The 12798-nt window shown below is 66.8% G+C and carries 14 protein-coding genes; 11 read left to right on the forward strand and 3 right to left on the reverse strand.

Going from position 1 to position 12798, the window contains the following annotated elements; translation table 11 throughout:
* Window positions 1–130 precede the first annotated feature (130 nt).
* The 3 genes from AC3WMA_RS18665 to AC3WMA_RS18675 all read left to right on the forward strand — a co-directional run bounded on the left by AC3WMA_RS18665 (window position 131) and on the right by AC3WMA_RS18675 (window position 2604).
* On the forward strand, window positions 131–1027 hold the full coding sequence (locus tag AC3WMA_RS18665; RefSeq protein WP_492286846.1) for a 2-dehydro-3-deoxygalactonokinase: 897 nt from the start codon (window positions 131–133) through the stop codon (window positions 1025–1027).
* Window positions 1024–1944, forward strand: coding sequence for a ribokinase (locus AC3WMA_RS18670; protein ID WP_492286847.1), 921 nt, complete (start codon window positions 1024–1026; stop codon window positions 1942–1944). Before AC3WMA_RS18665 ends, AC3WMA_RS18670 begins: the two co-directional genes overlap by 4 nt.
* 132 nt (window positions 1945–2076) lie before the next feature.
* Window positions 2077–2604, forward strand: coding sequence for a retropepsin-like aspartic protease family protein (locus tag AC3WMA_RS18675; RefSeq protein ID WP_492286848.1), 528 nt, complete (start codon window positions 2077–2079; stop codon window positions 2602–2604).
* Between the two features lie 141 nt (window positions 2605–2745).
* On the opposite strand, the gene AC3WMA_RS18680 is transcribed toward AC3WMA_RS18675, so the two are convergent.
* The 3 genes from AC3WMA_RS18680 to AC3WMA_RS18690 form a co-directional block, all read right to left on the reverse strand.
* Window positions 2746–3339, reverse strand: a complete 594-nt coding sequence (locus AC3WMA_RS18680) for a TadE/TadG family type IV pilus assembly protein (RefSeq protein ID WP_492286849.1) — start codon at window positions 3337–3339, stop codon at window positions 2746–2748.
* A 23-nt stretch (window positions 3340–3362) separates the two neighbouring features.
* The gene (locus AC3WMA_RS18685) at window positions 3363–3860 is read right to left on the reverse strand and encodes a TadE/TadG family type IV pilus assembly protein (protein WP_492286850.1); all 498 of its coding nucleotides are present in this window, start codon (window positions 3858–3860) and stop codon (window positions 3363–3365) included.
* A 286-nt stretch (window positions 3861–4146) separates the two neighbouring features.
* Window positions 4147–4647: a pilus assembly protein N-terminal domain-containing protein gene (locus AC3WMA_RS18690; protein ID WP_492286851.1), complete on the reverse strand. Its 501-nt coding sequence runs from the start codon at window positions 4645–4647 to the stop codon at window positions 4147–4149.
* Between the two features lie 414 nt (window positions 4648–5061).
* Here AC3WMA_RS18690 and AC3WMA_RS18695 point away from each other — a divergent pair, with 414 nt between their 5' ends.
* The 8 genes from AC3WMA_RS18695 to AC3WMA_RS18730 all read left to right on the forward strand — a co-directional run bounded on the left by AC3WMA_RS18695 (window position 5062) and on the right by AC3WMA_RS18730 (window position 12795).
* Window positions 5062–5226, forward strand: a complete 165-nt coding sequence (locus AC3WMA_RS18695) for a Flp family type IVb pilin (protein ID WP_492286852.1) — start codon at window positions 5062–5064, stop codon at window positions 5224–5226.
* Window positions 5227–5358: 132 nt separating this feature from the next.
* Window positions 5359–5871, forward strand: coding sequence for an A24 family peptidase (locus AC3WMA_RS18700; protein ID WP_492286853.1), 513 nt, complete (start codon window positions 5359–5361; stop codon window positions 5869–5871).
* A 122-nt stretch (window positions 5872–5993) separates the two neighbouring features.
* A complete protein-coding gene (cpaB, locus tag AC3WMA_RS18705; protein ID WP_492286854.1) occupies window positions 5994–6773 on the forward strand; it encodes a Flp pilus assembly protein CpaB in 780 nt (259 codons plus the stop codon).
* On the forward strand, window positions 6770–8215 hold the full coding sequence (locus tag AC3WMA_RS18710; protein ID WP_492286855.1) for a type II and III secretion system protein family protein: 1446 nt from the start codon (window positions 6770–6772) through the stop codon (window positions 8213–8215). The genes cpaB and AC3WMA_RS18710 overlap by 4 nt, the downstream gene beginning before the upstream one ends.
* Before the next feature lie 34 nt (window positions 8216–8249).
* On the forward strand, window positions 8250–8996 hold the full coding sequence (locus AC3WMA_RS18715; protein ID WP_492286856.1) for a CpaD family pilus assembly protein: 747 nt from the start codon (window positions 8250–8252) through the stop codon (window positions 8994–8996).
* Window positions 8996–10261 carry a CpaE/TadZ family protein gene (locus tag AC3WMA_RS18720; RefSeq protein WP_492286857.1) on the forward strand — a complete coding sequence of 422 codons (1266 nt, stop codon included), beginning with the start codon at window positions 8996–8998 and terminating at the stop codon, window positions 10259–10261. Before AC3WMA_RS18715 ends, AC3WMA_RS18720 begins: the two co-directional genes overlap by 1 nt.
* Window positions 10262–10341: 80 nt before the next feature.
* Window positions 10342–11790, forward strand: a complete 1449-nt coding sequence (locus tag AC3WMA_RS18725; RefSeq protein WP_492286858.1) for a TadA family conjugal transfer-associated ATPase — start codon at window positions 10342–10344, stop codon at window positions 11788–11790.
* 27 nt (window positions 11791–11817) lie between these two features.
* Complete coding sequence (locus tag AC3WMA_RS18730; RefSeq protein WP_492286859.1) at window positions 11818–12795, forward strand: type II secretion system F family protein; 978 nt, start codon at window positions 11818–11820, stop codon at window positions 12793–12795.
* Window positions 12796–12798 lie beyond the last annotated feature (3 nt).

A 12798-nucleotide genomic window follows, 5' to 3' on the forward strand; every position in this document is an offset into this window, starting at 1 on the left:
CCGATTCGTCCGCGTGATCCCAGATCGCAGGGTTGCCGGGAAGTCGAACCTTGCACAAGGCTTCCAACCGCCGGCCCTTGACCGGGCCGGGCGCGGCGGAGACAGTCGCGCCCCATTGCCGGAGCCTGCCATGCCGAAACCTCTGATCGCGCTCGACTGGGGCACGACCCGCGCGCGCGCCTTCCTGATCTCGGAGACGGGTGAGGTGCTGGAGCGGCGCATCGCCGATCGCGGCATCCAGTCGGTTCCGGCCGGCGGCTATCCCGAAGCATTCGCCGAGCTTGCCGGCGATTTCCGGCAAGCCGCGCCCGATGCCGCGATCGTGCTCGCCGGCATGGTCGGCAGCCGCAATGGCTGGATCGAGGCACACTATGTCGCCTGCCCGGCTTCATCAGCTGAGATCGCCGCCGCCGCGATCAGGGCCGAGCTCGATGCCGGAACGACAGCGACCATCCTGCCCGGCCTGAGCTGCGACGACGGCGCCTTCGACGTGATGCGCGGCGAGGAGACGCTGATCGTCGGCCTCGGCCTGAGCGACGGCATCGCCTGCCTGCCCGGCACCCATTCGAAATGGGCCGAGATCAAGCAGGGTCGCATCACCCGCTTCGCGAGCTTCATGACCGGCGAGATCTACGGGCTCTTGCGCAACGATTCGATCCTGGCTCGGCTCGCGGAGGCATCGTCTGAAGCGGACACGGCTGAGGGCGCTGCGCGCGGCCGCGCCGCAGCGGGCCGGGCCGGCGGGTTGCTCAACACCGCCTTTGCGGCGCGTACCGAAGTCCTCGCCGGCCGGATGGCAGGCGGCGCGGTCGGGCCCTATCTCTCGGCGCTGCTGGTCGGGCAGGAGATCGCCGGCGCCGAGGCCTTATTCGGCAAGGGCCAAACGATCCATCTCGTCGCGGACGGAGCCCTGGCCGAAAGCTATGGTGCCGGTTTGCGAGCGAGGGGTCACGGCCTCCAGCTCATCTCGCCCGAGGCGGCCTTCGTCGCTGGCGTCAGGCGGCTCGCGGCGGATCTCCCGGCATGATCGTCGTCTTCGGCTCGATCAATATCGATCTCGTGACACCGGTCGAACGCCTGCCGGGGCCGGGCGAGACCGTGCTCGGACCCGGCTATGCCCTGCATCCCGGCGGCAAGGGCGCCAACCAGGCGCTCGCCGCCCGCCGCGCCGGCGCGGATGTCGTGCTCGTCGGCGCGACCGGGCGGGACAGATTCAGCGATGCCGCGCTGGCGCTGCTCACCACTGAGGGCGTCGATCTCGATCATGTCGCACAGGTCGACGAGCCGACGGGCGCCGCCTTCATCGCGACGGACCGGGAGGGCGCCAACCAGATCATCGTCGCAGCCGGCGCCAATGCTGCCGTCCGTCCGGATGCCTTGCGGCAGCTCGAGCTCGCGGCGGAGGATATCCTGCTCCTGCAGCGCGAGGTTCCCGAGGAGGCCTGCCTGGAGGCCGCCCGCGCGATGAAGCAGGCCGGCGGACGCGTGATCCTCAATCTCGCCCCGGCCGAGGCGCCCTCTGCCGCTCTGCTGGACCATCTCGACATGCTGATCGTCAACGAGCACGAGGCCGCAGTTCTGGCACAGGCGCTCGGGTGGCCGGAGCAGGACCCCGACCTGATCGCCCGCCGGCTGGATGGCGAGCGGCGCATCGCCACGATAGCGACGCTGGGCGCGGCCGGGGTGGTCGCCTGGACAAGCGGCACGCGCCATCGCCTTGCCGCTCCGCAGGTCGCGGTCGTCGATACGGTCGCGGCGGGCGACAGCTTCACCGGCGCTTTCGCCGCCGCGCTCGCAGCCGGCAAGGACACGCGTGCTGCGCTGCGCGACGGGCTTGCTGCCGGCTCGCTCGCCTGCACGCGACGCGGCGCCCAGCCGAGCATTCCCCGGGCCGCCGAGATCGCGGCGCTGGCCGTCACGCTCGCGGACGCAGCGGACCGGTAAGTCCGGGTTAAGCCTGCCCGCAATCGCCCTCGCTTCACGCCCCGGTTGCACGCAAATGCGCGCAACCTCTTCACCTTTCGTCAGGGCTCGCTCCCGCATCGTGGCAGCACCGGCAGAAGGTCCGGAGGGCCCGTGACGACATCACCATTGACCTGGGCGTTGAGCGTAGCCGGCGCCGCGGCTGTCGGGGCGTTGTCCTATACACAGCTGGTCGCGCCGCGCGCGGCAAGCCAGGAGCCTGCCGTCGCGGCCGCCACGACGGAGCAGAGGGTTCCAGGGCCGCGCATCCCCTCGACGCTGGCTGTCGCGGCTGATTATCGCGGGCACTACATCGTGCACCCTTCCGTCGACAATTACCGCATCAAGATGATGGTCGATACCGGCGCCAGCATCGTGGCGCTGACCGCCGCAGATGCCCGCGCGCTTGGGATCAAGAGCGATGCCTCTACGCGCAAGATGATGCTCAGCACCGCCAACGGAATGGTCGCGGGCTTCCGGACGACCCTGCGGGAGATTCGGCTCGGCGATATCGTCGTGCGCAATGTCGACGCCGTCGTCCTGCCCGAGCGGGCGCTCTCGATGAGCCTCCTCGGCAATTCCTTCCTCAGCAAGCTCCAGGGCTACGAGGTCCAGACCGGGCGCATGGTGCTGCGCGGCTGAAGCGCCCCTGCTTGCCGGAGGACTGTTTCCTCCGCGGGCGCCCGGACGAGTTCCGCGTCATGCCAAGAGAAGCGCTTCGGCGGGGCTGGCCCAGCCGCCGAACCCGGGGGCTCGTCACAGCCGAGCCTCCCGCAAGACCGCTCAGAAGGTCGGGCAGGGGCTGGTCCCGGTCCTCACGACCTGTTCGATGTTCAATGTGCCGCCGGCCAGGCCGTTACGCGGACGTGCATAGATCGGAGTGCCGCCGAGCGTGAGCACCCCGGTCAGGACGTAGCCGATGGCCGGCGTGTAACGATAATTCGCGCGCGACATGATGATGGAGGAGTTGGCGATCCGGACGCTGTCGGGGACCGTGACGGTGGAACCCCGGGCCAGCGCCGTGCCATTGCGCTGGTTGCTCCAGCAGACGCGCGCCACGCCAGACCCGTCGATCACGACATTGCTGATGATCATGCTGGCATTGCCAGGAGCATAGGGCATCAGGATCGACTGCCCGGCATCGAAGATGCTCTCGACATCCGCAGGCGCGAGGGATTGAGCGCGTGCAGTGAGATCGGAGAGGGCGAAGGTCAATTGCGCGACCTTGCGGTTGACCATCACGAGCTGCGCCACCTCCACCATCCCGATATAGGCGACGAGCATGACCGGCAGCGCCATGGCGAACTCGACGAGCGCCACGCCTTCGCGATTGCGGATGAACCTGCGCCAGAGCGGCAGGGTCGTCTTTCTCTGCATGTCCCTCATCCCTGCCCTCGACGCTAGAACGGCTCAGCCCGGAAGGCGGCGCTTGCGACGATGCCGCGCCGGCCGGACCCGATATTAGCCAGGGACGTCGAGGCCCAGCTCGTCAGGAAGAGCTTGTAGTCCAGCACTGCGCGCACCACGACGATGTCGCTCTTCTGCGGCTGCACATAGGAGAAGCTGCTCGTATTGAGATTGCCGCCCGCCAGGGGATTGGTCGCTGCGCTTCCCGCACTGGCATCGGCGAAACTGCTATAGACCCGGACATCGACAGCCAGCTTCGAGCAGTCGATCAGCCCCATCGGCGCAATCGCGCAGATGTTGTCGCGGAACTTCGCGGCGTTCGCCGCACCGGTCGAGGCCGTGTAGATGCTGCGCGACTGTCCGGTAACCAGGGTGCGCGAGACCTGCGAGACCGATTCTTCCAGGACCTGGTTGGTCCAGAACATCAGGGCGGTCTCGAAAATCGCGAAGAGAAGCGCGAAGAATGGAATGGCGACGAAGGCGAACTCCACCGCCGCCGCCCCATCCTGGGAGCGACGGAAGCGCCGGAACAGCAAACGGCCGGCGCCGCGGCGCCTTGATCCGCCATCCGGCGAAGGTGCGTCTTGCAATCGTTCGAACATCCGTTTGCCCCGTCGAGCTTCGGCTCTGGCCAGAATCTCTACGGCAAAAGAATTTCAGATCGGTTAGGGGCGGCGTCGGCCAGCCGGAAGCGGCGTGAAGCTTTCGCTAACCATGGCCCACCGGCCTCAGCCATGCGTGGGCGCCTACGCGCGCGTACCTGATAAACGCCGGCCGCTAGTTCCGCCCCGCCGCGGTCGCAAGCGCATTGCGGGCCGTCGCCTGTCCCGACGTGCTCGCGAAGAATTTGCTCTCGTCGCCCATCTGGACGGAAGGCTGGCAATCCGGATTGCAGGAGTAGCTTTCGCGATCCATGCCCCGCTGCACCGTCAGAACCTCATCGGACGCCTTGCCGACCCGCACCAGCGATTCCGCAAGAAGCACCCCATTGGCATCGAGCGCGATCAGGTTGGTGACCCCGAAGCTCTTGCCGGTGACGATCATGACGCCGTTTCGCTGAACGGAGACATCCGCGATGGCGGGATTGCCGACGACGACCGTCTGCGCGTTCTCGGGCAGGCGCACGATCTTCGCGTGGTCGACCGTGACGATGACGGCGTCGGATTGCGCGCGCTGTGGCGCAGCTTCAGTGCCACCGCAAGCAGCGAATGCGAGGGCTGTCGCTGCCGCCCAGCGGGTAAGCCAGCGCCGCCCTTCAGGAGCACGGATGATCAACATGGCGGCGCCTCAAGCTTTGCGACCTCGCCAGTGAAGCCCAAAATGATGAATCAAATCCTAAGCGCGCGGAGATCAGCGATTTCCCAGCGGCGACCGCAGCTTGTCGCAACGGAACAGCGCTGCCAACCATCGTTCACAGCCGAGCCTTCTGAAACTAAATCGACGTCGTCGGGTTCGTTAAACACCCTGTTTACCGACAATTTCTCACTACTAAAACTCTATTCATAGGTCGCCTTCCAATTTGCATCTGTTAAATCGAGCGTTAACTACAGAAATAACGCCGCAAGAAAGCGGCCAATTCTTCAATCGGCTTAACCGATCAGAAAGAGGAGCGGGCTAATGTCACTCCTGTCGCTGACCGAAGCCACTCAGAGCACAGGCAGCCGTCAAACCGTGGTGTAAAGGAGTTTCAGCATGACCAACGTTTTCAAGCGCTTCGTCAAGGATGAGTCGGGCGCCACCGCCATCGAGTACGGCCTGATCGCCGCCCTGATCGCCGTCGCCGCGATCACCGCGATGAGCACGATCGGCACCAAGCTGGTCTCGACGTTCGAAGAAGTTTCCAGCAAGCTGAAGTAAGATCACTTCGCTATGCCTTGGAAAGCCCCGGCCTGCCGGGGCTTTCTGCTTTCAACGCCCCCTCGCCGCAGCCGTAAGGCTTTGGTGATGGATCGGTGCCAGTATCAGCCGGGTTCCTGATCGGATCATGCCATGTCGCTGTCGTTGATCGTCCTGCTGGGGGTTTTTCCGTTCGCTATGGCCTATGCAGCCGCGAGCGACCTCGTTTCCATGACGATCTCGAACCGGCTCTGCCTCCTCCTGGTCGGATCCTTCGCGCTCTGCGCCGCCCTGCTCGGCCTGAGCCTGTCCGAGATCGGCTGGCATCTCGCGGCCGGCGGTCTCGTCCTCGTTATCGCGTTCGGCCTGTTCGCCGCGGGCTGGATCGGCGGCGGCGATGCCAAGCTTGCTGCTGCGACGGCGCTCTGGTTCGGCTTTGACCAGCTCATGCCTTATCTGATGATCTCCGGCCTCTTCGGCGGTCTCCTGACCATGCTCATTTTGATGCTGCGCTCGCGCCCGCTGCCGGCGCGCATGGAGAAGTGGTCCTGGCTGCGCCGCCTGCATGCCGCCAACGAGGGCGTGCCCTACGGTATCGCGCTCGCCTTCGCCGCGCTCCTCATCCTGCCGGAGACCGCGATCTGGCATGCCGGGATCGGAGTCTGACGGGCCACCGGCCGGAACGTCAGCGTCCTAAAAAAATATACGACCGATTAACCATAAGTTGACGTTTCCGAACGACGATCCGGAACGAGAGCCAATCACGCTTGGCCGAGGATCGTTCGTCCATGAGTCCCGCACGCATCATCATTCTCGTGGTCGCGCTCGTGGCAGGGCTAGGCGCGGCGCTGCTGGCACAGCGCCCTTCCAAGGAGCCTGACCCCGTCGCGAAGATCGAGGCCGCTCCGACGGTGCCGGTCCTGGTGGCAGCAACCGATATCCCCGTCGGCAACACGGTGACGGCCAATGACCTGCGCTGGCTCGACTGGCCCCTGGCCAGCGTGCCCAACGGCATCATCCGCAAGGACGAAGCGCCCGAGGCGGAGAAAGAGATCATCGGCCAGGTTGCGCGCTACGCCACCCTCGGCGCCGAGCCGATCCGCCGCGAAAAGCTGATCAAGACCGACGGAACCGGCTTCCTTTCAGCCGTTCTTCCCTCCGGCAAGCGCGCCGTCGCGATCAGCACCGACAGCCGCGGCGCCAACACCGCCGGCGGCTTCATCCTTCCGAACGACCGCGTCGACGTGGTCTCCACGATCCGCAGCGAAGCGTCAGGCAGCAGCGGCGAGAGCTATGCCAGCGAAGTGATCCTGCGCAACATCCGCGTGCTCGCCATCGGCCAGAACGTCCAGGAGCGCAATGGCGAGAAGGTCGTGGTCGGCGAGACCGCCACGCTTGAAGTCGATCCCGGACAGGTCGAGAGCCTGGCCCAGGCCCAGAAGACGGGCTCCCTCTCGCTGGCCCTGCGCAGCCTCAAGGATGCCGGCGAAACAACGCCGCCGACCCAGGCCGAAAACTCCATGACGCTCGTGCGCTACGGTGTCACCTCGAAGAGCGTGAAGCCATGATCAGATCCTCTCTCCGCATCGCGACCACCCTCGCGCTCGTCCTGGCCGCCGGCGGCGCCGGCGCCCAGACTACCGGAAGCGGCCCGGCCCCGGTTCTCAATGTCGGATCGAGCGAATATGCGATCTCGCGCCGGCTCGACCTCTCGATCGGCCGCTCGCTCATCGTCGAGCTGCCGCGCGACGCCAAGGAGGTTTTCGTCGCCAATCCGAAGGTCGCCAACGCGGTGGTCCGGACGGCGCGCAAGCTCTTCATCATCGGCATCGCCGACGGCTCGACCTCGATGTTCGTGATGGACGGCGACGGTCAGCAGATCACCGCGCTCGACATCAATGTCGGACGCGACCTCAACGTGCTCAGGCAGACGCTGCGCACGGCCCTGCCGAACTCGCAGATCGACATCAAGCCGGCGGGCGATTCGATCCTGCTCGTCGGAGTGGTGCCGAACGCCTCGGAAGCGACCCAGGCGGTCGACATCGCCAAGGCCTTCGTCGGTGGCGCCTCCTCGTGGCGGACCGGGACGGTGATCAACTCGCTGACGCTGCGCGACCGCGACCAGGTGATGGTGAAGGTCACGGTGTCGGAGATCTCGCGGAAGGCGATCAAGCAGCTCGGCATCAACTCGACCGGCGAATGGAAGCTCGGCAAGTTCTCGATAACGCCGTCGATCGAGAATCCCTTCCCCCTCCAGCCGCAGCAGCTCTCCGCCACCGCGATCGGCGCCGGCCTCGGCAACACCCAGAACTTCACGCTGCGGGCGCTCGAGCGCGCCGGCATGGCGCGCGTCCTGGCCGAGCCCACGGTCACCGCGATCTCCGGCGAGAGCGCGAAATTCACCGCGGGCGGCGAGGTGCCGGTTCCGAAGGGCCAGAACTGCTCCTACGACATCTTCAACCGCCGCACCTGCCAGGTCCAGATCGAGTACAAGCCGATCGGCGTCGCCCTCAACTTCACGCCGATCGTGATGTCCGACACCAAGATCAGCATGCGCATCGCCACCGAGGTCACCGAGCTCGACTTCGAGAACCAGCTGCGCATGAGCGGCGCCAACGAGGAGGCGCTCAACACGCCGGCCTTCCGCGTCCGCAAGTCCGATACCACGGTCGAACTGCCCTCGGGCGGCACTCTGGCCACGGCCGGCCTGATCCAGCGCGTCTCGAAGCAATCGATCAACGGCCTGCCCGGGCTGATGAACCTGCCGATCATCGGCACGCTGTTCCGCTCGCGCGACTACCAGCGCGAGGAGACCGAGCTGATGATCATGGTCACGCCCTACATCGCCAAGCCGATGCAGCCGAACCAGATCCAGAGGCCGGATGACGGCTTCGTCGAGGCGCACGATTCCCAGGCGATCCTGCTCGGGCGGCTCAACAAGATCTATGGCAGCGGCGGCGGCCCGGTTCCCCAGGCCTACAAGGGTCGCGTCGGCTTCATCGCCGACTGAGCGCCCGATGACAACGATGATGGATGGCCCGACCATGACGGTTTCCTCCCGGATCGACTCGACAGGACCGCGTCTGATCGTTGCCGTGCTGGCACTCGGCGCCATCCTCGGCGGCTGCGCCAAGCGCACGGCCGAATCCGACACGCTCGCCTTCGGGCCGGACGACATCCGCGAGCGGCACCCGATCGTGCTCCGCGACGCGCCACGCTCGCTCGACGTCTTCGTCGGGCGCAGCGGCGGCACGCTCGACGCCCGGCAGGCGGAGGATGTCGCGAACTTCGCCCGCGAGTTCCGCCGTTCCGGCAAGGGCGGCCTCGTCGCGGAGGTCCCGACCGGAGCCCGCCGCGATCACGCCACCCAGGACACGCTGCACGGCATCCGGACGGCTCTGTCGCGCGGCGGCGTCTCGCCCGGCATCCTCAGCGTGCGCAGCTACCCGATCCAGGACCCGGGGCTCGCCTCGCCGATCCGCCTGACCTTCGCCTCGCTCCAGGCGAGCGTCCCGCATAACTGCGGGCAGTGGCCGACCGATCTTGGCAGCTCCGACTTCCGGTACTCGTCCTCGAACGCCCCCTACTGGAACCTCGGCTGTGCCTCGCAGGCGACACTGGCGGCGCAGGTGGCCGATCCGATCGACCTCGTCCGGTCGCGCGAGGAAGGCCGTCCCGACCTGGTCAAGCGCATGGGCGCCATCTCCAAGATCCGCGAGGGTCGCGATCCCTCGACCCAGTACCGGCAGGCGACTCCGCAGATCAACGCTACCGTCGGGGGCAGCAACTGATGCAGGCCGATCCCCACGAGAGCCAGACCAGCGAGCTGCCGAGCGACGAGACCATCGCGCCGCTGCCGCGCATCACGCTGCAGGCCTTCTGCGAAACCCCGGCCGTCGCCGCGACCATGCAGGCGGCCGTGGCCGACAGGCGCATGGACAAGGCCCATGCGCGCATCCAGATGGGCGGCCCCGCGGCCGCCGTCGAAGCCTTCCGCGCGGCGCCGACGCCGAACATCATCGTGCTCGAGGCGGTGGCCGACCCGGCGACGCTCGTGGCGCATCTCGAAGCCCTGTCCGAAAGCTGCGACGCCGGCACCAAGGTCGTCGTGATCGGCCATGTCAACGATGTCCAACTCTATCGCGACCTGATCCGCCGCGGCGTCAGCGAATATCTCATCGCGCCGCTGGAGCCTCTCGACGTCCTGCGCACGCTTTCGGAGCTCTATATCACCCCGGAAGCCCGCAACCTCGGCCGCGTGATCGCGGTCATGGGCGCCAAGGGCGGCGTCGGCGCCTCGACGGTCGCGCATAACGTCTCCTGGGCGATCGCGCGCAATCTCGACGCCTCGACCGTGATCGTCGACCTCGACATCGCCTTCGGCACGGCCGGCCTCAACTTCAACCAGGACCCGCCGCAAGGCATCGCGGAAGCGGTGTTCGCGCCGGAGCGCCTCGATTCCAACCTGCTGGACAGGCTCCTGTCGCGCTGCAGCGACAATCTCGCGCTGCTCGCCGCCCCCGCGATCCTCGACCGGACGGTCGATCTCGACGAGGACGCGCTCGAACAGCTCCTCGAATTGCTGCGCGCCAGCGTGCCCTGCATCATCCTCGACGTGCCGCACCAGTGGAATGCCTGGGTGAAGCGGACGGTGCTCGGCGCCGACGAGATCGTCATCGTGGCCGAGCCGGAGCTCGCCTCGCTGCGCAACGCCAAGAACATGGTCGACCTGTCGCGCGCGACCCGGCCGAATGACGGGGTCGCGCGGCTCGTCCTCAACCGCGTCGGCGTGCCCAAGCGGCCCGAGATCAGCGCCGCCGAGTTCTCCAAGGCGCTCGGCATCGATGTGCTCAGCACGGTTCCCTTCGACGCCCAGCTCTTCGGAACGGCCGCCAATAACGGCCAGATGATCGCCGAGGTGCAGGCCGGCAGCAAGGCGACCGAAGCCTTTACCCAGATCGCCAGTGCCCTGACCGGGCGCGGCGAAGCCAAGCGGAGCCGGCGCAGCCTGCTCGAACCGTTCGTCGCGAAGCTGAAGCGCCGCAAGGCCTCGTGACCGGCGGAGACGAACGATGACGGGGATACGCCCGGACGCCAGGCGGGAGACCGGCCCGGAGCGGGCGGGAGAGTGTTGAGATGTTCGGCAAGCGATCCGCAGGCGCAGGTACCGCGCCCAACCTGAACGCAAGGATGCCCGCGGCCGCACCGGCCGCGCCGCGCAAGCCCGAAGCTGCGCCTGCCGCCGTGGAGGAGCGCAAGGTCGCGCAGGTCGCCGAGACGGCGCCACGCTCCGAAGACTACTACCAGATGAAGAGCATGATCTTCGGGGCGCTGATCGAGGCCATCGATCTGTCGCAGCTCGCGAAGCTCGACTCGGAATCGGCGCGCGAGGAAATCCGCGACATCATCAACGAGATCATCTCGCTGAAGAACGTCGTCCTCTCGATCGCCGAGCAGGAGGAACTGCTCGACGACATCTGCAACGACGTGCTCGGCTACGGGCCGCTCGAACCGCTGCTGGCCCGCGACGACATCGCCGACATCATGGTCAACGGCGCCGGCCGGACCTTCATCGAAACCGCCGGCAAGATCCAGCTCACCAACATCCGCTTCCGCGACAACGCGCAGCTGATGAACATCTGCCAGCGCATCGTCAGCCAGGTCGGTCGCCGCGTCGACGAGAGCTCGCCGATCTGCGACGCGCGCCTCGCCGACGGCTCGCGCGTCAATGTCATCGCCCCGCCGCTGGCGATCGACGGCCCGGCGCTGACCATCCGCAAGTTCAAGAAGGACAAGCTGACGCTCGACCAGCTCGTCAAGTTCGGGGCGATCTCGCCGCCGGGCGCCGAACTCCTGAAGATCATCGGCCGCGTCCGCTGCAACATCGTCATCTCGGGCGGCACGGGCTCGGGCAAGACGACGCTATTGAACTGCCTGACCAACTATATCGACCATGACGAGCGCGTCATCACCTGCGAGGACGCCGCCGAGCTCCAGCTTCAGCAGCCCCATGTGGTGCGCCTCGAAACCCGCCCGCCCAATCTCGAGGGCACGGGCGCGGTGACGATGCGCGACCTCGTCAAGAACTGCCTGCGCATGCGCCCCGAACGCATCATCGTCGGCGAGGTGCGCGGACCGGAAGCCTTCGACCTGCTCCAGGCGATGAACACCGGCCATGACGGCTCGATGGGCACGCTGCACGCCAACTCGCCGCGCGAATGCCTGAGCCGTGTCGAATCGATGATCACGATGGGCGGCTTCTCGCTGCCCTCGAAGACCCTGCGCGAGATGCTGTGCTCCTCGGTCGACGTCATCATCCAGGCCCAGCGCCTGCGCGACGGCTCGCGCCGGATCACCCACATCACGGAGGTGATGGGCATGGAAGGCGAGGTGATCACGACCCAGGACCTGATGCTCTACGACATCGTCGGCGAGGACGCTGCCGGCAAGCTGATCGGCCGCCACCGCTCCACCGGTGTCGGGCGCCCGCGCCTCTGGGAGCGCGCGCGCTATTTCGGCGAGGAGCAGCGCCTGGCGGCCGCCCTCGACCAGCTCGAGGAGGCGGGTGTCAGCAATGCCATCTGAGCGCAGGGTCTCACCGGGGTTCCAGTCATGAGCACGAGCACGCTCGCAATCGCGCTCCTGGCCATGCTCGCCGTCGGCGGCGCGGTCTACGCCCTGCTCTACCCGACGCTCAGCGGCGAGAAGCGCGCCGAGAAGCGCCGCAAGGAATTCGCCGGCCCGAGCGCGATCCGCGGCATCGACCGGGAAGCGCAGGCGCGCAACAAGCGTGGCCAGATCGCACAGAGCCTCAAGGAGATCGAGAACCGCGAGAACGCGCGCAACAAGGTCTCGCTCGAGCAGCGCATCGCCCAGGCGGGCCTGTCCTGGACAGCCAAGAAATACTACGTGATCAGCGCGACAATCGCGATCATCATGGGGCTTGCGCTCTGGATCGTGAGCGGCAGCTGGATCCTGGCACTGGGCGGCCTCTTCATCGGCGGCTTCGGCATGCCTGCCTGGTTCCTGAAGCGTTGCAAGGACCGGCGGCTGAAGTCGTTCGGCGTCGAGTTCCCGAACGCGCTCGACGTGGTCGTGCGCGGCATCAAGGCCGGCCTGCCCGTCAATGATTGCCTTCGCATCATCGCCAGCGAGGCGCAGGAGCCGGTGAAGACCGAGTTCCGGCTGATGATCGAAGCGCAGGCGCTGGGTCTGCCGCTGGCGGAGGCCGCCACCAAGCTCTATGAGCGCATGCCCTGCGCCGAGGCCAATTTCTTCGGTATCGTCATCGCCATCCAGCAGAAGACCGGCGGCAATCTTTCCGAGACGCTCGGCAACCTCTCGCGGGTGCTGCGCGAACGGCGCAAGATGCGCGACAAGATCCGGGCCGTCTCGACGGAAGCCAAGACCTCCGCGGCGATCATCGGCGCGCTGCCCCCGACCGTGGGCGTGCTCGTCTGGGTCACCACACCGAAATATATCGAGATCCTGTGGCTGACCCAGGCCGGCAAATTCGCGCTGGTCGCGAGCGCGATCTGGATGCTGATGGGCATCCTGGTCATGCGCAAGATGATCAATTTCGACATCTGAGGC

Source organism: Allobosea sp. FW305-C-101 (assembly GCF_058783685.1).